This window comes from Frigoribacterium sp. AP1, assembly GCF_056680555.1.
Window position 1 is genome coordinate 1,964,615 of the sequence record NZ_CM155288.1, and the last position, 17,909, is coordinate 1,982,523.

The 17,909-nt window shown below is 71.2% G+C and carries 18 protein-coding genes; 7 read left to right on the forward strand and 11 right to left on the reverse strand.

The genetic code is table 11. The features are described from left to right. Nucleotides 1-58: 58 nt before the first annotated feature. The 4 genes from AC1MBW_RS09400 to AC1MBW_RS09415 form a co-directional block, all read right to left on the reverse strand. Complete coding sequence (locus AC1MBW_RS09400; RefSeq protein WP_480024289.1) at nucleotides 59-1,159, reverse strand: phosphate ABC transporter substrate-binding protein PstS; 1,101 nt, start codon at nucleotides 1,157-1,159, stop codon at nucleotides 59-61. Between the two features lie 226 nt (nucleotides 1,160-1,385). Further along, nucleotides 1,386-2,327, reverse strand: coding sequence for an NUDIX hydrolase (locus tag AC1MBW_RS09405; protein ID WP_480024290.1), 942 nt, complete (start codon nucleotides 2,325-2,327; stop codon nucleotides 1,386-1,388). Next, on the reverse strand, nucleotides 2,324-4,426 hold the full coding sequence (locus tag AC1MBW_RS09410) for an RNA degradosome polyphosphate kinase (protein WP_480026094.1): 2,103 nt from the start codon (nucleotides 4,424-4,426) through the stop codon (nucleotides 2,324-2,326). The genes AC1MBW_RS09405 and AC1MBW_RS09410 overlap by 4 nt, the downstream gene beginning before the upstream one ends. Continuing rightward, nucleotides 4,369-5,247, reverse strand: coding sequence for a helix-turn-helix domain-containing protein (locus AC1MBW_RS09415; protein WP_480024291.1), 879 nt, complete (start codon nucleotides 5,245-5,247; stop codon nucleotides 4,369-4,371). Before AC1MBW_RS09415 ends, AC1MBW_RS09410 begins: the two co-directional genes overlap by 58 nt. A 171-nt stretch (nucleotides 5,248-5,418) precedes the next feature. Between AC1MBW_RS09415 and AC1MBW_RS09420 the strand changes: the two genes are divergently transcribed. Continuing rightward, nucleotides 5,419-7,029, forward strand: a complete 1,611-nt coding sequence (locus AC1MBW_RS09420; RefSeq protein WP_054146874.1) for an NCS1 family nucleobase:cation symporter-1 — start codon at nucleotides 5,419-5,421, stop codon at nucleotides 7,027-7,029. Further along, nucleotides 7,026-7,775 (forward strand): aspartate/glutamate racemase family protein, encoded by a 750-nt coding sequence (locus tag AC1MBW_RS09425; RefSeq protein WP_480024292.1) that lies wholly within the window; start codon nucleotides 7,026-7,028, stop codon nucleotides 7,773-7,775. Before AC1MBW_RS09420 ends, AC1MBW_RS09425 begins: the two co-directional genes overlap by 4 nt. A gap of 89 nt (nucleotides 7,776-7,864) precedes the next feature. Here AC1MBW_RS09425 and AC1MBW_RS09430 read toward each other — a convergent pair whose 3' ends face one another. The 4 genes from AC1MBW_RS09430 to AC1MBW_RS09445 form a co-directional block, all read right to left on the reverse strand. Then, on the reverse strand, nucleotides 7,865-8,083 hold the full coding sequence (locus AC1MBW_RS09430) for a hypothetical protein (protein WP_054146872.1): 219 nt from the start codon (nucleotides 8,081-8,083) through the stop codon (nucleotides 7,865-7,867). Nucleotides 8,084-8,225: 142 nt separating this feature from the next. Continuing rightward, complete coding sequence (locus tag AC1MBW_RS09435) at nucleotides 8,226-9,722, reverse strand: hypothetical protein (RefSeq protein WP_480024293.1); 1,497 nt, start codon at nucleotides 9,720-9,722, stop codon at nucleotides 8,226-8,228. 97 nt (nucleotides 9,723-9,819) lie between these two features. Next, entirely contained in the window at nucleotides 9,820-10,650 is an 831-nt protein-coding gene (gene mshD / locus AC1MBW_RS09440) for a mycothiol synthase (protein ID WP_480024294.1), read from the reverse strand. A 13-nt stretch (nucleotides 10,651-10,663) separates the two neighbouring features. Then, nucleotides 10,664-11,344 carry a winged helix-turn-helix domain-containing protein gene (locus AC1MBW_RS09445; RefSeq protein ID WP_043597237.1) on the reverse strand — a complete coding sequence of 227 codons (681 nt, stop codon included), beginning with the start codon at nucleotides 11,342-11,344 and terminating at the stop codon, nucleotides 10,664-10,666. A 113-nt stretch (nucleotides 11,345-11,457) separates the two neighbouring features. Here AC1MBW_RS09445 and AC1MBW_RS09450 point away from each other — a divergent pair, with 113 nt between their 5' ends. The 4 genes from AC1MBW_RS09450 (at nucleotide 11,458) to AC1MBW_RS09465 (ending at nucleotide 14,951) form a co-directional block, all read left to right on the forward strand. Then, the gene (locus tag AC1MBW_RS09450) at nucleotides 11,458-11,748 is read left to right on the forward strand and encodes a hypothetical protein (protein WP_054146868.1); all 291 of its coding nucleotides are present in this window, start codon (nucleotides 11,458-11,460) and stop codon (nucleotides 11,746-11,748) included. 202 nt (nucleotides 11,749-11,950) lie between these two features. Then, nucleotides 11,951-12,574, forward strand: coding sequence for a heme-binding beta-barrel domain-containing protein (locus AC1MBW_RS09455; protein ID WP_043597230.1), 624 nt, complete (start codon nucleotides 11,951-11,953; stop codon nucleotides 12,572-12,574). Continuing rightward, the gene (gene ygfZ, locus AC1MBW_RS09460; protein WP_480024295.1) at nucleotides 12,567-13,802 is read left to right on the forward strand and encodes a CAF17-like 4Fe-4S cluster assembly/insertion protein YgfZ; all 1,236 of its coding nucleotides are present in this window, start codon (nucleotides 12,567-12,569) and stop codon (nucleotides 13,800-13,802) included. Before AC1MBW_RS09455 ends, ygfZ begins: the two co-directional genes overlap by 8 nt. 33 nt (nucleotides 13,803-13,835) lie before the next feature. Further along, nucleotides 13,836-14,951 (forward strand): FUSC family protein, encoded by a 1,116-nt coding sequence (locus AC1MBW_RS09465; RefSeq protein ID WP_161805536.1) that lies wholly within the window; start codon nucleotides 13,836-13,838, stop codon nucleotides 14,949-14,951. A 16-nt stretch (nucleotides 14,952-14,967) separates the two neighbouring features. On the opposite strand, the gene AC1MBW_RS09470 is transcribed toward AC1MBW_RS09465, so the two are convergent. Then, complete coding sequence (locus AC1MBW_RS09470; RefSeq protein WP_480024296.1) at nucleotides 14,968-15,744, reverse strand: class I SAM-dependent methyltransferase; 777 nt, start codon at nucleotides 15,742-15,744, stop codon at nucleotides 14,968-14,970. Between the two features lie 41 nt (nucleotides 15,745-15,785). Here AC1MBW_RS09470 and AC1MBW_RS09475 point away from each other — a divergent pair, with 41 nt between their 5' ends. Then, on the forward strand, nucleotides 15,786-16,529 hold the full coding sequence (locus AC1MBW_RS09475; protein ID WP_043597224.1) for a phosphoglyceromutase: 744 nt from the start codon (nucleotides 15,786-15,788) through the stop codon (nucleotides 16,527-16,529). Between the two features lie 96 nt (nucleotides 16,530-16,625). On the opposite strand, the gene AC1MBW_RS09480 is transcribed toward AC1MBW_RS09475, so the two are convergent. Both AC1MBW_RS09480 and phoU read right to left on the reverse strand, forming a co-directional pair. Beyond that, a complete protein-coding gene (locus AC1MBW_RS09480) occupies nucleotides 16,626-17,159 on the reverse strand; it encodes a P-loop nucleotide/nucleoside kinase family protein (RefSeq protein ID WP_480024297.1) in 534 nt (177 codons plus the stop codon). Nucleotides 17,160-17,253: 94 nt separating this feature from the next. Next, nucleotides 17,254-17,907, reverse strand: a complete 654-nt coding sequence (gene phoU / locus AC1MBW_RS09485; RefSeq protein WP_043597221.1) for a phosphate signaling complex protein PhoU — start codon at nucleotides 17,905-17,907, stop codon at nucleotides 17,254-17,256. Nucleotides 17,908-17,909: the final 2 nt, after the last annotated feature.

The window sequence follows — 17,909 nt, forward strand, 5'->3', positions numbered from 1 at the left end:
AGGCCGATGGCCCGGGAACGCACGCGGTGCGTTCCCGGGCCCCCGGGGTGGTGCCGTGTTACTTGATCAGTGCGATGGCGTCGGCGACCTGACCCGAGAGGGTGCTCGAGATCGGGGCCGAGCCGGCGGCGTCGGCCGCGACCTTCTGGCCGTCTTCGCTGGTGACGTACGAGAGGTACGCCTTGACGAGCTCGCCCTTGGCGGCGTCCTCGTAGGACTCGCACGCGATCAGGTAGCTGACCAGGACGATCGGGTAGACGCCCGCGGCGGTCGAGGTGCGGTCGAGCTCGATGGCGATGTCACCCTCGGTGCGACCCTCTTCTTCGGGCGACTCGTCGACGATGGCGGCAGCGGCTTCGGCCGAGTAGCCGACGAAGTCGTCGCCGACCTTGACCTTGGCGACACCGAGGTCACCGGCGCGCGAGGCGTCGGCGTAGCCGATGGTGCCGGTGCCGTTGGTGACGGCGTCGATCACGCCGGTGGTGCCCGAGGCACCCTCGCCGCCGAACGCGGTCGGCCAGGTGCCGTCGGCCTCTTCGGTCCAGGTGTCGGCCGCCGTGGCGTGGAGGTAGTCGGTGAAGTTCTCGGTGGTGCCCGAGTCGTCCGAGCGGTGGACGGCGGTGATGCCCGTGCTGGGCAGGTCGGCGTCGGGGTTGTCGGCCTTGATCTCGGCGGCGTCCCAGGTGGTGATCTTGCCGCTGAAGATTCCGGCGAGGGTGGCGGGCGTGAGGTTCAGCTCTTTCACGCCGTCGAGGTTGAAGACGACCGCGATGGGCGAGACGTAGGCGGGCAGCTCGACGATGCCGGTGTCGGGCGTGCAGCCGGCGAAGGTGCTCGACGAGATCTCGTCGGTCTTGAACGCGCGGTCGGAGCCGGCGAAGTCCGCGGCGCCCGAGATGAAGCTCTCGCGTCCACCGCCGGAGCCCTGCGGGTCGTAGTTGATGGTGACGTCGGGGTTGGCGGTCTGGAAGCCCGCGACCCAGGCTTCTTGCGCAGCCTGCTGCGACGAGGCGCCGATGCCCGAGATGGAGCCGGAGAGGTCGCTGGCCGATGCGTCGCCCGAGGGCGAGGCGCCGCCTTCGTTGCTGGCGCAGGACGCGAGGAGCATGGTTCCGACCGCGGCGATCGCGACGATGCTGCCGGTGCGCTTGAAGTTCACAGGGGGGTCCTTTTCGGGATGTGATGGCTGGGTGCTGTGGGCCAGGTGCCGACCCGTGCGAGACGCTACGGCGACGGGTTAACCACGGTCGCCTGCCCCGGTGAACGGAAGGTGAACGAGGGGGGAACATCGGCCGGGACGAGCGCGTCCCGACAGAGGTCGGCCCCCGCCCGTCGCAGGCGGGGGCCGACCCTGTCGATGCCGTGGGGAGCCGAGGAGGCGCGGGTCAGGCGGCCGGGCCGTGCGTCTCGATCGCGACGAGCGCCGTGTCGTCGACCGAGACGTGCAGCACCGTGAACTCGGCCGTGCCGAGCGACGAGGCACGGCGCAGGTCGATGCGGTCGCCCCCCTTGGTGCCCAGCGAGATCTGCCGGATGACCTCGGGCAGCACGGGGCCGTGGCTGCAGATGACGGCCGCGACCTTCTTCTTCAGTCGCTTCTTGACCACCCCGGCGACGTCGTCCGTGCCTTGCTCGAAGGCGTCCTGGCTGATCGCGTCGGTCTGTCGGACGCCGACCCGGGTCAGCTCGGACAAGGGCTCGAGCGTGGCCAGGCAGCGCGCCGCCGTGCTGCTGACGATGCGCGTCGGGGCCCAGGCCGCGATGACCGGTGCGACCGACTTCGCCTGGCGGCGGCCCTGGGGCAGCAGCGGGCGCGTGGCGTCCGAGCCGTGCCAGTCGGACGGCGACGTCGTCTTGGCGTGACGGAGGGCCACGATCGGGAAGGTGCGAGCCCTGCCCGTCGTCACCCGGTCGGCGAAGCGCTGGAGCACGTCGGCGTCGCGGGCGTAGGTCAGCATCGCCTTCGCCTTGTCGATGCCGACCCATTCGATGGCGGCGACCTCGTGGTTGGGCGTGAACGCCCCGGCCTGGGCGACGGACTCGTCGGTCACCTCGGCGGACCAGTAGTGCACGACCTTGTCGCGACCGCCGGGCAGCAGGTACTCGGCCGTGCCGAGCGGGGCGCCCAGCGTGACGCGGTAGCCGGTCTCTTCGTGGATCTCTCGAACGGCCGTCTGGGGCGTCGCCTCACCCGGGTCGACCTTGCCCTTGGGCAGCGAGACGTCGCCGTGGTGGTCGCGGTGGATCAGCAGCACCCGGACCTTGCCCTCGACCAGCCGCCAGCAGACGGCGCCCGCGGCGACGACGGTCGTCGAGGTGACGGTCATCGCTTGGAGCGCTTCCGCTGCGTGATGGCCTTCATCTGGGCGTTCTGCAGATCGGTCAGCGACCGGCCCTCGGCGTCACGGGCGTGGCGGGTCCAGGTGCCGTCGGACTCGAGCCACCAGGAGGCGGTCTCGTCCGACATGGCCTGCTCGAACAGGTCGGCGACCTCGGTGAGGTGGTCGGCCTGCGTCAGGCGCACCAGGGCCTCGACGCGACGGTCGAGGTTGCGGTGCATCATGTCGGCGCTCCCGATGAAGACCTGCGGGTCACCGTCGTTGGCGAACCAGAACAGACGGCTGTGCTCGAGGTACCGCCCGAGGATCGACCGCACACGGATGTTGTCGCTGAGCCCCGGCTCACCCGGCTTGATCGTGCAGATGCCGCGCACCCAGACGTCGACGGGCACACCGGCCTGGCTCGCCTTGTAGAGCGCGTCGATGATCTGCTCGTCGACGATCGAGTTGATCTTGATGCGGATGCCCGCGGGGCGCCCGGCCTGCGCGTTCTCGATCTCGTTCTGGATCTGCTTGAGCAGACCGCGACGCAGGTAGCGGGGAGCCACGAGCAGTCGCTTGAACTTCTTCTCGATCGCGTAACCCGACAGCTCGTTGAACAGGCGCGTCAGGTCTTTGCCGACCTGGTCGTCCGCGGTGAACAGACCCATGTCTTCGTAGATGCGGCTGGTCTTCGGGTTGTAGTTGCCCGTGCCGATGTGCGTGTAGTGCTTCAGCGTGCCCTTCTCCTGGCGGATGACCAGGGCGAGCTTGCAGTGGGTCTTGAGCCCGACGAGGCCGTAGACGACGTGCACGCCGGCCTTCTCGAGCTTGCGGGCCCAGGTGATGTTGTTCTGTTCGTCGAACCGCGCCTTGACCTCGACGAGTGCGAGCACCTGCTTGCCCGCCTCGGCGGCGTCGATGAGGGCCTCGATGATCGGGCTGTCGCCGCTCGTCCGGTAGAGCGTCTGCTTGATGGCCAGCACGTTGGGGTCGGCCGCGGCCTGTTCGAGGAACGCCTGCACGCTGGTCGCGAACGACTCGTACGGGTGGTGCACGAGGATGTCCTGCCGCGCGATGCTGGCGAACATGTCGGGCTTCATGTTCGGCTCGGTCTGCTGAAGCTGGACGGCCGTGGTCGGCAGGTGCTTGGGGTACTTGAGGTCGGCCCGCGCCATCTTGGTGATCTCGAACAGGCCGGCCAGGTCGAGCGGGGCCGGCAGCTTGTAGACCTCCTGGTCGGTCACGTCGAGTTCGCGCACGAGCAGCTCGAGGGTGACCGGGTCCATGTCGTCGGTGATCTCGAGGCGGATCGGCGGACCGAACCGACGGCGCAGCAGCTCGCGCTCGAGGGCCTGGATGAGGTTCTCGGACTCGTCCTCGTCGACCTCGACGTCCTCGTTGCGGGTGACACGGAACACGTGGTGCTCGACGACCTCCATGCCGGGGAAGAGGTCTTGCAGGTGGTTCGCGATGAGGTCCTCGAGGGGGATGAACCGCACGCGCCCGCTGTCGTTGTCGGGCAGCTGCACGAAGCGCGGCAGCATCTGCGGCACCTTGAGGCGCGCGAACTCCTGACGCATCGTCTTGGGGTTGCGGACGCGGACGGACAGGTTCAGCGACAGCCCCGAGATGTAGGGGAAGGGGTGGGCCGGGTCGACCGCGAGCGGCATGAGCACGGGGAAGATCTGCTCGGCGAAGATCTCGCGCATGCGCACCCGGTCGGCCTCTTCGAGGTCGGACCAGTTCTCGATGTGGATGCCCGCGTCGTCGAGGTCGGGCTTGACCAGGTCGAGGAACGCCCGGGCGTGACGTTCTTGCAGCTCGTGGGCCTTCTTGTTGATGTCGGCCAACACCTCGTTCGGCCCGCGCCCCACGTTGGTCGGCACGGCGAGGCCCGTCGCGATGCGGCGCTTCAGGCCGGCGACGCGCACCATGAAGAACTCGTCGAGGTTGCTCGCGAAGATCGCCAGGAAGTTGGCTCGTTCGAGCAGCGGCGTGGTCGGGTCCTCCGCGAGTTCGAGCACGCGCTGGTTGAACGCCAGCCAGCTCAGCTCGCGGTCGAGGTAGCGCTCGGCGGGCAGGGTGCCGTCCTCGAAACTGACGATCTCGTCGAAGTCGTCGAGGAAGTCGGGGGTGACGCCGGCGCCGTCGACGCGGGGTTCGCTGCTGTCCATCGCACCATCGTGCCACCCCCGACCGCCTCGGAGCGTCGTCCCGGGTAAACGCGAGATGACGTGTGGACACCCGACGACCGGGGGAGGAGGCGCGGGCGGGCCCGGTCGCGCCGCCTCAGTGCACGATCAGCCACGTGGCGACCGCGTCGACCCCGCCCCCGTTGCTCAACCGGTGCGGCAGGTCGCACGGGAAGGTGATCGAGTCGCCGGCCCGCATCGTGACGGTCTCGTCGGGGAAGTCGATGGTCAGCTTCTCCCGAGGTGACCGTGCCGACCTCGTAGCCCTCGTGGGTGATGAGGGCGGCGACCTCGGTGGCGAGGGCTCCCGGCGGGTAGGTCGACTCGAAGAAGTCGACGCCGGAGAGATGGGCGGGCGAGAGGCGACGGAAGACCACTCCGCCGCCCAGCAGGACCGGCTGCGCCGCGCCTCCTCGGGCCAGGACGTAGCCGCCCGTGGCGGCGTCCCCGCGGTCGGACGGGGCCGTGCGGCGGGTGGCGGGCTCGGCGCGGTCGTCGAAGACGTCGGCGAGCGGCACCCCGAGCACCTGGACGATGGCGATCAGCCGGCTGACCGAGGGGCGCCGGACACCGCGCTCGATCTGCGAGACCGCGCTGGGCGAGATGTCGAGGGCTCGGGCGAGGGCGCTGAGCGAGAGACCCGCCGCGGCGCGGAGGTGGCGCAGGCGGGCACCGAGGGCGGCGGCGTCGAGATCGCCGATCGCCGGCGTGGGCGCGTCGGGGTCGTCGGGCATGACCCTCCTGGTGCGGGGACGGGTGGTCGGTCGGGCGGGCGCGGTTCCGTGAAGCAACCGCTGTCACGAACCCGTAACACGGCCGACATCAGGCCGAATCCGTGAAGCCATAGATTCACGATCGACCCGTCCCGCCGATCGTCAGACTACAACGCCGCCTGGAGGCACGCCGTGACCACAGACATCGCCCGACCCCCGGCCGACCCGGCCCCGCCCGCCGTCGGAGCCGCCGGCTCACCCGCCCCGCTGACGTCCGTCGCGGCCGCTCGGGTCGAGGGCGCCCGGGACCCCCGGCTGACGAACGACGACCTCGCTCCGCTGGGGAGACAGACCTGGTCGAGCTACAACATCTTCGCCTTCTGGATGTCGGACGTGCACTCGGTCGGCGGTTACGTGACCGCAGGCAGCCTCTTCGCCCTCGGCATCGCGAGCTGGCAGGTGCTCGTGTCGCTCGTGGTCGGCATCGTGATCGTCAACGTCTTCGCGAACCTCGTCGCCAAGCCCAGCCAGCGCACGGGCGTTCCCTACCCGGTCATCAACCGCGCCGTCTTCGGCGTGCTGGGGGCGAACGTCCCGGCGATCATCCGGGGCCTCATCGCGACGGCCTGGTACGGCGTGCAGACCTACCTGGCCGCGGAGTCGCTCAACATCGTCTTCCTCAAGTTCGTCCCGTCGACGGCCTCGTTGCTCGAGCCGTCCTTCCTGGGCCTCAGCGCCCTGGGCTGGATCTCGTACGGCATCCTCTGGTTCGCCCAGGCGGCCCTGTTCTGGCGCGGCATGGAGACCATCCGTCGGTTCATCGACTTCGCCGGTCCCGCCGTCTACGTGCTGATGATCGCCCTCGCGGTCTACCTCGTCTCGCAGGCGGGCTGGAGCGCGATCGACCTCGACCTCTCGGTGGGCGAGCCGCTGTCGTTCGCCGCGTCGCTGCCGGTCATGGCGTCGGCCGTCGCCATCGTCGTCAGCTACTTCTCGGGGCCCGTCCTGAACTTCGGCGACTTCTCGCGGTACGGCAAGAGCTTCGCGGCGGTGAAGCGGGGCAACGTCCTCGGGCTGCCGGTGAACTTCCTCTTCTTCTCGATCCTCACCGTGCTGTGCGCCTCGGCGACGGTGCCGGTGTTCGGGCGGCTCATCACCGACCCGATCGAGACCGTGGACGCCATCGGCACGCCCTTCGTGGTCCTGCTCGGCGGTCTCACCTTCGTCACCGCGACCGTCGGCATCAACATCGTCGCCAACTTCATCGCCCCGGCCTTCGACTTCTCGAACGTCGCGCCGAGGAAGATCAGCTGGCGACTCGGCGGCATGATCGCCGCCGTCGGTTCCGTGCTGCTCACCCCCTGGAACTGGTACGGCAACGCCGAGGCGATCCAGTACACGCTCGGCGTGCTGGGGGCGCTGATCGGGCCGCTGTTCGGCATGTTGATCGCCGGCTACTACCTCGTCGCCCGTCAGCGCGTCGCCGTCGAGGACATGTTCACGATGTCGCCCTCGGGTCGCTACTGGTACCGGGGCGGGTTCAACCCCAACGCCGTCTGGACCCTCGTGCTCGCGGGCACCGTCTCGGTCGCGTCGGCACTCGTGCCCGGCTGGGTCGTGGACGCCGGTGGCCCCTCGCTCACCTGGATCGGCAACTACAGCTGGTTCGTCGGCTGCGGCCTCGGTCTCGTGCTGTTCTGGGCCCTCGAGAAGCGTCGGCCCCGCATGCCCCGACTCGACGCCGACGACCCCACGGTCGACGACGGGACCGTCGCGAGTCCGGCCGAGGGGCGGGTCGCATGAGGCTCCGTCTGATCAACCCCAACACCACACAGGCCATGACCGCCGCGATCGGCCGCACCGCGGCCGCCGTCGTCGGGCCGGGCACCCGCGTCGAGGCGCTCGGTCCGTCGATGGGTCCCGTGTCGATCGAGAGCCATTACGAGGAGGCGCTGGCGGTACCCGGTGTCCTCGAGCTGGTCCGCGACGGAGAACGCGACGGCGTCGACGCCCACGTGGTCGCCTGCTTCGGCGACCCGGGGTTGGACGCCGCCCGCGAGCTGGCGACCGGTCCGGTGCTGGGCATCGCCGAGGCCGGCATGCACGCGGCCTCGATGGTCGGGCGCGGCTTCGGCATCGTGACCACGCTCGGGCGCACCGTCGGGCGGTCCCGCGAACTGGTGCAGCGGTACGGCTTCGCCGACCGGTGCGTCGAGGTCCGGGCGTGCGAGGTGTCGGTGCTGGGACTCGACGACCCCTCGTCGGGCGCGCGCGCCCTGATCATCGACGAGTGTCACGAGGTGCTGGCGTCGGGGGCCGACGCGGTCCTGCTCGGCTGTGCCGGGATGACCGACCTCTGTCGGTCGATCTCGGACGAGATCGGCGCTCCCGTCGTCGACGGGGTCGCCGCCGCGACGGTCTTCGCCGAGTCGCTCGTGCGTCTGGGGCTCGTCACCGGCAAGCGCGGCGAGTACGCGCGGCCGCCGCTCAAGGAGATCACCGGCCTGCTGTCACCGTTCGCGCTGGGCGGTGCGCCCGCCCTGCTCTGAGGTGCACTCGGCCGACCGCCGCCGCATCCCGCGCACGACGAAGCCCCCGCCGGTTCGGCGGGGGCTTCGTCGTGCTCGTGCTGTCGTGCCTACTTCTCTTCGTTCTTCAAGGCGAGGCCCAGGGCGAAGAAAGTCGGCGCCCAGTGGCCGATGAAGATGCCCCAGCGGTCGGACTGCGCCTTGTCGGACGAGTCCTTCCCCTGCGAGGCGATCCAGGCCACGAGGGCGATGACGATGGAGGCGAAACCTCCCCAGTAGGCGTGCTTGCTCTGGAGGCCGAGGTCGGAAAGGAACTTGACGGGGTTCATGGTGTTCTCCTGACGATGGGATGCGTGCCGTACGCGGTGCCTCAATCCACTCCACGGTGCTGTGAGCGCGATGGCAGATCCGCTCGGCCCCCTGGAGTAGGCCCCGCCGAGCCGTTCGTGTACCCCGGTTGTACCCCTCGGGTCAGGTGAGCGGCGTGGCGACGCTCGAGGTGAACGTGGCGCCGTCGGCGGTCACGTCGCTGATCAGGCCGCCCACCCGCACCGGCACCGGTGCGAGCGAGCCGTAGACGCCGCTGTTGCCCGCGGCGTCGACCCCCTGGGCGGTGAAGGAGGCCGAGCCCGGTGTCGTCGTGCTGACCGTCCAGCCGCCGTCCTGCCAGTCGCCGACGGTGAACTGCGGCGCGGACTCGAGGGTCCACTTCTGTCCGGACAGCGTGTACCGGCCCGACTCCGTGTCGTAGAGGCCGAAGCTGCAGCCCTCCGGACGCAGGTCGGTCGAGGCGATGCAGCCCGCGACCCAGGCGTCGACGGCCGCGGTCGCCGCCGTGGTGCCCGCCGGGGTGAGGGTGGTGGTGAGCAGGGTCGGCGGGGCGGCGACGTCGGCACCCTCGACCACGGCCGTGGCGGCGGTGGCGGAGTACGACTCGTTCTCGGCGGCGAGGGCGACCTCGTAGCTGCCGGGGAAGGCCTTGAGGCTCACCGAGCCGTCGGCCCCCCGTGTGACGGGCGTGCCGTCGACGGCGATCTCGGCCGACGCCGGGCCGGCGACCTGCACCGAGACCGTGCCGAGGTCGACCGGCTGGAGCGCCCAGCGGTCGAAGAACAGCAGATCGCGCCCGTCGCGCACGAGCGTGAAGTCCTGCGCGTGGGTCGACCCGTCGGCGCGGTGCACGACGGCCTCGACCTGCGCGTCGTCTCCGTCGGTCGAGACGGCGCCCAGCTGGAATCCGTCGACCTGGTCGTCGGCTGCGGCGTAGGCGTCGTCGGTCAGCAGGACGTCGCCGTCGGCGACCTCGGTGCCGTCGAGGGCCAGGGCGCGTTCGACCTCTCCGGCCTGGACCGCGCCCAGGTAGTCGCGGACGGTCGCCTCGGGCCGGTGGGAGGCGCTCATCGTCGCGAACGTCACGGCACCCGCCACGACCAGCACGAGCAGCAGGGCTGCTCCACCGATGAGGCCGATCAGCAGTCGCCGACGTCGCGCGGCCTGCTCGGGCGTCCTCGGAGCCGGGGGCGTCGGAGCCTGCGCGTACGCGAACTGCTGGGTCGGCTGGCCGTAGGCATCCTGCCCGGGCGCCTCCTGCGGGTGCCCGGAGGCACCGTAGGGTTGCTCGTACGCACCCTGCGGCTGCCCGTACGCACCGTGAGATGGGTCGTACGCACCCTGCGGCTGCCCGTTCGCACCGTACGGTTGCTCGTTCGCACCCTGCGGCTGTCCGTGGTCGCCCGGTTGCGGTGCCGAACCGTAGAGCTGGTGCCCGTAGCCGGACGACTGCTGCGCCTGCCCCTCGGGCTGCTGCCCGTACGGGAGGCCCTGGTACGGGAACGCGGCTGGCGCTGCCGGCGGCTCGTGCCCCTGAGGCTGCTGCCCCGAGGGCTGCTGCCCCTCGTGCTGCTGCCCCTCGGGCGGCGGCCCGTCGTGCCCCTGGTCGTCGCCGCTCGGTCTGGTCTGATCGGTCATGATGCCCCCTCGATCGCTGTCATCCGACCCGCAGCATATCGGTGGACCGGATCGGCGCGCACCCCCCGATCGAGAACGGGGCGTCCAGGGGCAGCGGTCAGCGCGTGAGCGTGTACTGGACGTCGACCGCGTGGTCCGTGAACCCGCGAGCCGCGTAGAGCCGGAGGGCAGCGGTGTTGTCCCCTTCGACGTACAGTGCCGCGGTGCCGGCCCCGCGCTCGGTGAGGCGGGCGAACCCGGCGTCGACCACCGCGCCTCCGAGCCCTTCGCCCTGGTGGTCGGGCGAGACGCCGACCGCGTAGAACTCTCCGGGCTGACCTTCGTCGAGCTTCAGCCAGCAGAAGGCGAGCAGCTCGTCGCCGCGCCAGAGCAGGACGAAGTCGCCGGCGTCGAACCACGGCTCGGCCTTCCGGGCGTCGAGGTCGGCCTGGACGAGCGAGCCCTGCTCGGGGTGGTCGGCGAACGCCCGGGCGTTGAGGTCGAGCCAGGCCCGGTCGTCGACGCCCGGTCGGAACGGGGCGACCCGGTCGCCGTCACGCAGGCGGGGAGCGCGGGGCTCGTCGGGGACGTCGGCACGCTGTTGCAGCAGGCGACGCGTCTCGGCGAGGCCGAAGCGCGCCGCGAGCACGCGCGAGCCCGGGTGGTCGCCGTGGGCCCAGAGCAGCAGCGGACCCTCGGTCTCGTCGACGAGTCGCTGCAGCAGCTCGGCACCGCGCCCTTGTCGGCGGTCGTCGGGGTGCACGACCAGTTCGGCCTCACCGTCGCGCAGCACCGCCGCGGCGTGCTGGTCACCGATCACGGTCGCCGCGCCCGACCGGACGTCGACCAGCGTCTGGTCGGAGAACGGCGGGCTGCCGTCGGCCTCGGTGGCCGCGCGAGCGAGCGTGGGCACGAAGGAGGCGCGGGTCGCGTCGTCCGCGCCCGTCACCACGCCACCGTGCTCACGAGACGACCGCCTGGGCGTCGTCGTCGTAGACGTTGAACCGGTAGCCCACGTTGCGCACGGTGCCGATCAGCGACTCGAGGTCGCCCAGCTTGGCCCGGAGGCGCCGCACGTGCACGTCGACCGTGCGCGTGCCGCCGAAGTAGTCGTAGCCCCAGACCTCGCTGAGCAGCTGCTCGCGCGTGAAGACGCGGGACGGATGCGTGGCGAAGAAGCGCAGCAGCTCGAACTCTTTGAAGGTGAGGTCGAGAGGTCGGCCGTGCACCTTGGCCGAGTAGCTGGCCTCGTCGATGACGACACCCGAGGCGTGGATCTTCGAGCCGTTCTGCGACTGCGCGAGACGACCCGTGACCAGGCGGATGCGGGCGTCGATCTCGGCGGGACCGGCGGTCTCGAGGATGACGTCGTCGACGCCCCACTCGCTGTTGACGGCCGTCAGCCCGCCCTCGGTGAGCACCAGGACGAGCGGCACCGTGACGCCGGTGGTGCGCAGGATCTTGCACAGCGACTTGGCGCTCGCGAGGTCGGCGCGGGCGTCGACGAAGATCAGGTCGCTCGAGGGCGCGTTCACCAGTTGCGCGGGTTCGGCCGGGATCTGCCGGGTACGGTGGCTGAGAAGAGCGAGCGACGGCAGGACGTCGGGGCCGCCCGCGGAGGTCAGTACCAAGAGCTGCGCCACACGACCTCCAGTGAATGTACTGTCGAGCAGTCTAAAACATGAGACCCCGCCACTCCGACCATCCGATGCTAGGGCAGGTCGGCAGAACGGCGGACACGAACGAGGGACGAACGGTGCAGGCAGGCGAACGAGACGTCGACGCGACGACGGCACGGCTCAAGCCGATCACGGTCGTCCCGGTCTGGGCCGCGACGCTCGTCGTCGCCGTGCTGATCGGCCTGCGGTCGCCCGCCTCCGAGTACTGGGACCACGTCGTCCTCGCCCTCGGCGGGGCCATCGTGCTCACCTTCGTGCTGCAGCTCGCCACGAGCCAGAAGGACGGCCTGGTCTCGCGCACGATGCTCAGCACCTGCGGCAGCCTGGTGATCCTGGCCGTCGTGACGGGCGTCTTCGCGCTCGTGTGACCACCGGCCCCTCGGCTCGTCTGAACGGTCGCCCCGAAGGACTGGGCACGTCGGTGGTCGCCGGGTAGGCTCGACGACATGGATTCCCTGCTCGCACTCGAGGTGTTCTACATCGGGCTCCTCGGCCTCGCCACCCTCGCCATCGGCTTCGTCTCGGTCGTCGTCCTGCTGAAGTTGTTCAAGGGTCAGCGCTGACCGCTCCATGATCGACATCCCCACCGACCTGCCGTCCGAGCTCGTCCCCCTCTCGTGGTTGATCGGCGTCTGGCAGGGCACCGGCGTCGTCGACTACAAGATCGGCGAGGGCGACCCCGACTCCGAACCGGGCACCGAACGTCGCACCCACGAGTTCGGCCAGCGCATCAGCTTCAGCCACGACGGCCTGCCCTTCCTCAACTACAGCTCGTTCACCTGGCTGCTCGACGACGAGCACACGCCTCTGACGAGCGAGACCGGTTACTGGCGCCTCGAACGTCCGGCCGAGCCGGGTGATCGCGGCCCGGGCATGCTGCCCGGTGTCGGCGTCCAACCGTTCACCTCGGCCCGCGCGGTCGAGATCCTGCGCACGCCCGACGACGGCTTCGGCCTCGAGGTGCAGATCGCCCACCCGACCGGCGTCAACGAGCTCTACCTCGGTCGGGTCAAGGGTCCGCGCATCGACCTCGCCACCGACGCCGTCGTCCGGTCGAGCAACGCGAAAGAGTACTCGGCGGCCACCCGCATGTACGGCCTCGTCGAGGGCAAGCTCTTCTGGGCGTGGGACATCGCGGCCCTCGGCCAAGAGCTGCGTTCGCACGCATCCGGGCAGCTGGCGCGCGTTGACTGACGCCGGCGACCCGACCCTCGAGACCACGGGCCCCGTGGTCTCGCCGTTCTCGTCGCGCGACGGTTTCGTCGACGACGGTTCGGGCGTCGCGGCGCACTACGGCAACCCGCTCGGCGAACAGCGCCTGCTCGCCCGGGGGGCGGCGGTCGTCGACCTGTCCGACCGCGGCGTGCTGACCGTGACGGGGCCCGACCGGCTCAGCTGGCTCAACTCGCTGACGAGCCAGGCCCTCGTCGGTCTCGCGCCGGGAGTCTCGACCGAGACCCTGTTGCTCGACGCCAACGGTCGCCTCGAGCACGCCGCCCGCGTCCTCGACGACGGTGAGACCACCTGGCTGCTCGTCGACCGCTCCGAGGTCGAGCCCCTCGGCACCTGGCTCGACCGGATGCGCTTCATGCTGCGCGTCGAGGTCGCCGACCGCACGGGTGACGTCGCGACCATCGGCTCGATGCACGACCTGCTCGGTGGTGGCGATGGCGCCGACCCCCTCGTCCCGGTCATGACGTCGCACGACACGGCGCTCGTCTGGGTCGACCCCTGGCACGAGGTGACCGCCGGCGGCCACAGCTACGCCGACTCCGACCGTCACCCGGGCCACGACTGGACCTACCGCGAGAGCCTCGTCCGACGCCCCGACCTCGACGCACTCGCGGCCCTCCCGGCCGAGCGGCTCGCCGTGGCGGGCGCCCTCGCCCTCGAGGCCCTGCGCATCGAGGCCTGGCGTCCCCGCCTCTCGACCGAGGTCGACGAACGCACCATCCCGCACGAGCTCGACTGGATGCGCAGCGCCGTGCACCTCACCAAGGGCTGCTACCGCGGTCAAGAGACCGTCGCCAAGGTGCACAACATAGGCCACCCGCCGCGGCGGCTCGTCATGCTCCACCTGGACGGCAGCGACGGCGTGCTGCCCGAGCGCGGTGCCGAGGTCGTGCTGGCCCCGGTCGCGGGCAGCGCCCCCGACGAGGCCGACACCGCAGGAGGCGCGGTGCCCGTCCCCGAGGCGACCGCACCCCGGTCGGTCGGTCACGTCACGAGCGTCGCCCTGCACCACGAGCTCGGCCCGGTCGCCCTCGCGCTCGTGAAGCGCGGCACCGACGAGTCCGCCCCGCTGGCCGTCGTCGTCGACGGCCTGGTGATCGCGGCCGCGCAAGAGATCGTCGTGCCCGCCTCGGCCGGTGCCGCCGCGGGTGTTCCCCGGTTGCCGCGCCTCGGCGCCGTCCGCCGCTGACGGCCCGGTGAGGCAGTGCACCCGGGCCCGGTCGTGACCGGGCCGACGCGCGGCGGCGGGCTGCGACGCGGCTGGCACCGCGCCTCCTCGTCCTTCGACGTGCGCGACGCGACGGCGCGCACGATCGCGTCCGGTCCGGCGATCGTACAGATCGTGCTCGCCGTGGCCGGGGCCTACGCCATCACGCACTACGGGCTCGGGCACGCGATCCCCCTGCTGGCCGTCACGATCACGATCTCGTCCCTCGGCCTGGCCCGCGACGCCCGCCCGCGACGGGTGCTCGAGAACGCCGTCGGCGTGCTGATCGGCATCGCGCTCAGCGAGGTGCTGCTCATGGTGGTGGGCAAGGGGCTGTGGCAGATCGCCCTCGTGCTGTTCGTGACGCTGCTGGTCGCGCGGTTCTTCTCGTCGAGCAGCGCCTTCGCCGCGGCTGCCGCGACCCAGTCCATGCTCGTCATGCTGCTGCCCGACCCCGACGGCGGGGCGTTCGTGCGCAGCATCGACGGTGCCGTCGGGGGAGCGGTGGCGTTGCTCGTCACGGCGATCGTGCCCCGTGACCCGGTCGGCCTGGCCCGTCACGACGCCCGGCGCCTGTTCGACGAGGTCGACCGGGCCTTCGCGGCGCTGGTCGGCGCCCTCCGCACCGACGACGCCCCACGGGCCGACGACGCCCTCGAGCGCCTGCGGTCCACGCAGCCGGTGCTCGACGACTGGTCGTCCACCCTCGAGTCCGCCGAGTCCATCGCCCGGCTGTCGCCGTTCCTGCGGTCTCGGCTGCCCGACCTGCGGCAGCAGGCGACGGTGCGGCGCTACGTCGACCTCGCCGTGCGCAACCTGCGGGTGGTCGCCCGGCGGCTGGACACCCAGCTCGGCGACGGTGTCGACCGGTCGGCTCTGGCCGACCTGCTCGAGTCGACCTCGCGAGCGGTCGCCGTGCTCGGCCGGTCGGTGCACGACGTCGAGCAGCGGCCCGTCGCCCGTGAGGCCCTGTCGGCCGTCGCCCGTCGACTCGACCCGACGGTCGTGCTGCCCGGCGCGCCCGTGACCGAGGCGATGATCGTGCTGATGCTGCGCCCGCTGCTCGTCGACCTCCTGATGGCCACCGGACTGGACCACGACGAGGCCCGCGCCCGGCTGGCCCGCGTCTGAGCAGACCCGCCCAGGGTCAGTCGCGGGGGGCGACCGCGGCCCAGGGCAGCGAGAGCTCGCCGAGCCGCCACCGTGACCGCCCGCCCTGCACCGGCCAGCCCGCGTCACGCAGCCCGTGCACCGTCGCGAGCCACCGCTGGACCGGCCCGTAGACCGAGAGCGGGGCCGCCACCGCCCACTGCCGGTCGAGGTCGACGAGCAGGTCGTGCACCCGCTCGCCCGGGACGTTGCGGTGGATCAACGCCTTGGGCAGCCGTTCGGCCACGATCGAGGGCAGCTCGAGCCCGGCGAGCCGCAGCGAGATCGTGAAGGTCGTGGGCCCCGCGGGCGTCACGTCGGCCCAGCTCGCCACGCGCCCCACCTCGTTGCACGTGCCCTCGACGAGGACGCCACCGGGCTGCAGCCGTGCCGTCATGAGCGCCCAGGCGTCGGCGACCTGCGACTCGTCGTACTGCCGCAGGACGTTGAACGCCCGGATTACCGCCGGTCGTCGGTCGCCGTCGAGCGGCACCTCGAAGCCGCCTCGTCGGAAGCTCACACCGGGCCGCGCCGACAGGCTGGCCAGTCGGACGCGCTCGGGCTCGATCTCGATGCCCACGACCTCGACGTCGTCGCGCACCTCGAGGAGGCGCTGGTGCAGTTCGAGGGGAGTCGTCGCGCTCGCCCCGTACCCCAGGTCGACGACCAGCGGGTCGTCCGCCCGTCGGAACGACGGGTGCGCGGCGATCCAGCGATCGACGCGCCGGAGGCGGTTGGTGCCGGTCGTGCCGCGGGTGACGGAACCGATGGGCATGCGCCAAGTCTGCCATCGGGCCGTCGCGATACGCTGGCGGCATGACTTCGACCCTCATCCTCCTGCGTCACGGCAACAGCGAATGGAACGCGAAGAACCTCTTCACCGGATGGGTCGACGTGCGGCTCACCGAGCAGGGCCGCCGAGAGGCCAAGCGTGCCGGCGAGCTGCTGCGCGAGGCCGACCTGCTGCCCGACATCCTCTACACGTCGCGCCTGACCCGGGCGATCCAGACCGCCGACATCGCCCTCGAAGAGGCCGACCGCCTCTGGATCGACGTCAAGCGCTCGTGGCGCCTCAACGAGCGTCACTACGGTGCGCTCCAGGGCAAGGACAAAGCGCAGACGCTCGAGCAGTACGGCCCCGAGCAGTTCCAGACCTGGCGTCGCTCGTTCGACGTGCCGCCGCCCCCGCTCGACGACGACAGCGAGTTCTCGCAGGCGCACGACAAGCGTTACGCCGAACTCGGCATCGACGCCCCGCGCACCGAGTCGCTCGCGCTCGTCATCGAGCGCATGCTGCCCTACTGGCACAGCGACATCACCGAGAGCCTGGCCGCCGGCGACGTCACCCTCGTCGTCGCACACGGCAACTCGCTGCGTGCGCTGGTCAAGCACCTCGACGGCATCAGCGACGACGAGATCGCCGAGCTGAACATCCCCACGGGCATCCCGCTCGTCTACGAGCTCGACGACGACTTCGTGCCGACCGGCCCGGCCCGCTACCTCGACCCCGAGGCCGCCGCCGCCGGTGCCGCCGCGGTCGCGAACCAGGGCAAGAAATAGCGCCTCCTGAAGTCCCCGCGCCCCGCGCCCCGTCCTCGGGGGCGTGGGGCGCTTCGGCGTCCGGCACCCCCGGCACGACAGGGTTCGGGGCGGCGGTCAGACGAACCGGGCGCTGATCTGCATGACCAGGTCGTCCATGTCGACGGGCGCGCTCGTGTCGACGCGGATGACCGGCCACAGCCCGAGGGGCTCGGCACCGGCCACCCGGGCCGGCCAGGCGGCGCGGGCCGATTCGACCGTGCCGTGCGCCGGGTGCCGGCCGCCCGCGGCGAGCCGGTCGACCACGCGCTGCAGGGCCACCTCGGGGTCGACGTCGCACCACACCTCGACGGTGCGGGGCGAGCCGGCACGCTCGACGCCGGCCCGGGCGAACTCGAGGTCGCGCTCCCGGTGCCAGAACGCGTCGACCACCACGCCCGCCTCGACCTCGCCCGCCATCGCCCAGACGGTGTCCATCGCGATGCCGCCGAGGGCCTCGGGGGCGATCATCGGCCCGGCCAGGTCGACCAGCGCCTCCTTGACGGGGTCCTTCGCGAGCAACGGGCACCCGAGCACCCCCGCGAGCGTGGCCGAGAGGGTGGTCTTGCCCGATCCGGGCAGACCGTTGACGAGGATCGCGACTGAAGCCATGCTCCCATCCTCGCGGACGGCGGAGGCCCCGACCGAACGCAGGAGGCGCGGTGCCCGTCGAACGGACACCGCGCCTCCTGCAGGTCGCAGTCGATCAGACCTCGGGTGCGACCCAGTCGCCGGTGGCGAGGTACTGGACCTTCTTGGCGATCGACACCGCGTGGTCGGCGAAGCGCTCGTGGTAGCGCGACGCGAGGGTGGAGTCGACCGTGTCGACGGCCGCGCCCTTCCAGGTCTCGCCGAGCACCTTGTCGAAGACGCTGAGGTGCAGCTCGTCGATGCGGTCGTCGTCGTTGCGGATCTCTTCGGCCAGGCGGACGTCCTCGGTCGTGAGCAGCTCGGTGAGCTTGTTCGCGATGGCGACGTCGAGCTCGCCCAGCTCTTTGAAGGTCGGGCGCAGCGACTTCGGCACGACCTTCTCGGGGAACCGGTAGCGGGCGAGCTGGGCGATGTGCTCGGCCATGTCGCCCATGCGCTCGAGCGAGGCGCTGATGCGGAGCGCACTGACCACGATGCGCAGGTCGCGGGCGACCGGGTTCTGACGGGCCAGGATGTCGATGGCCAACTCGTCGAGGGCGATGGCGCGCTCGTCGATCTTGTCGTCGTCGGCGATGACCTGCTCGGCCAACGAGACGTTCGACTCGTTGAAGGCCGTGGTCGCGTTCGCGATCGAGACGGCGACGAGGCCGGCGATCTCGACGAGACGCTCCTGCACCTCCAGGAGTTCCTGCTGGAATACCTCGCGCATGT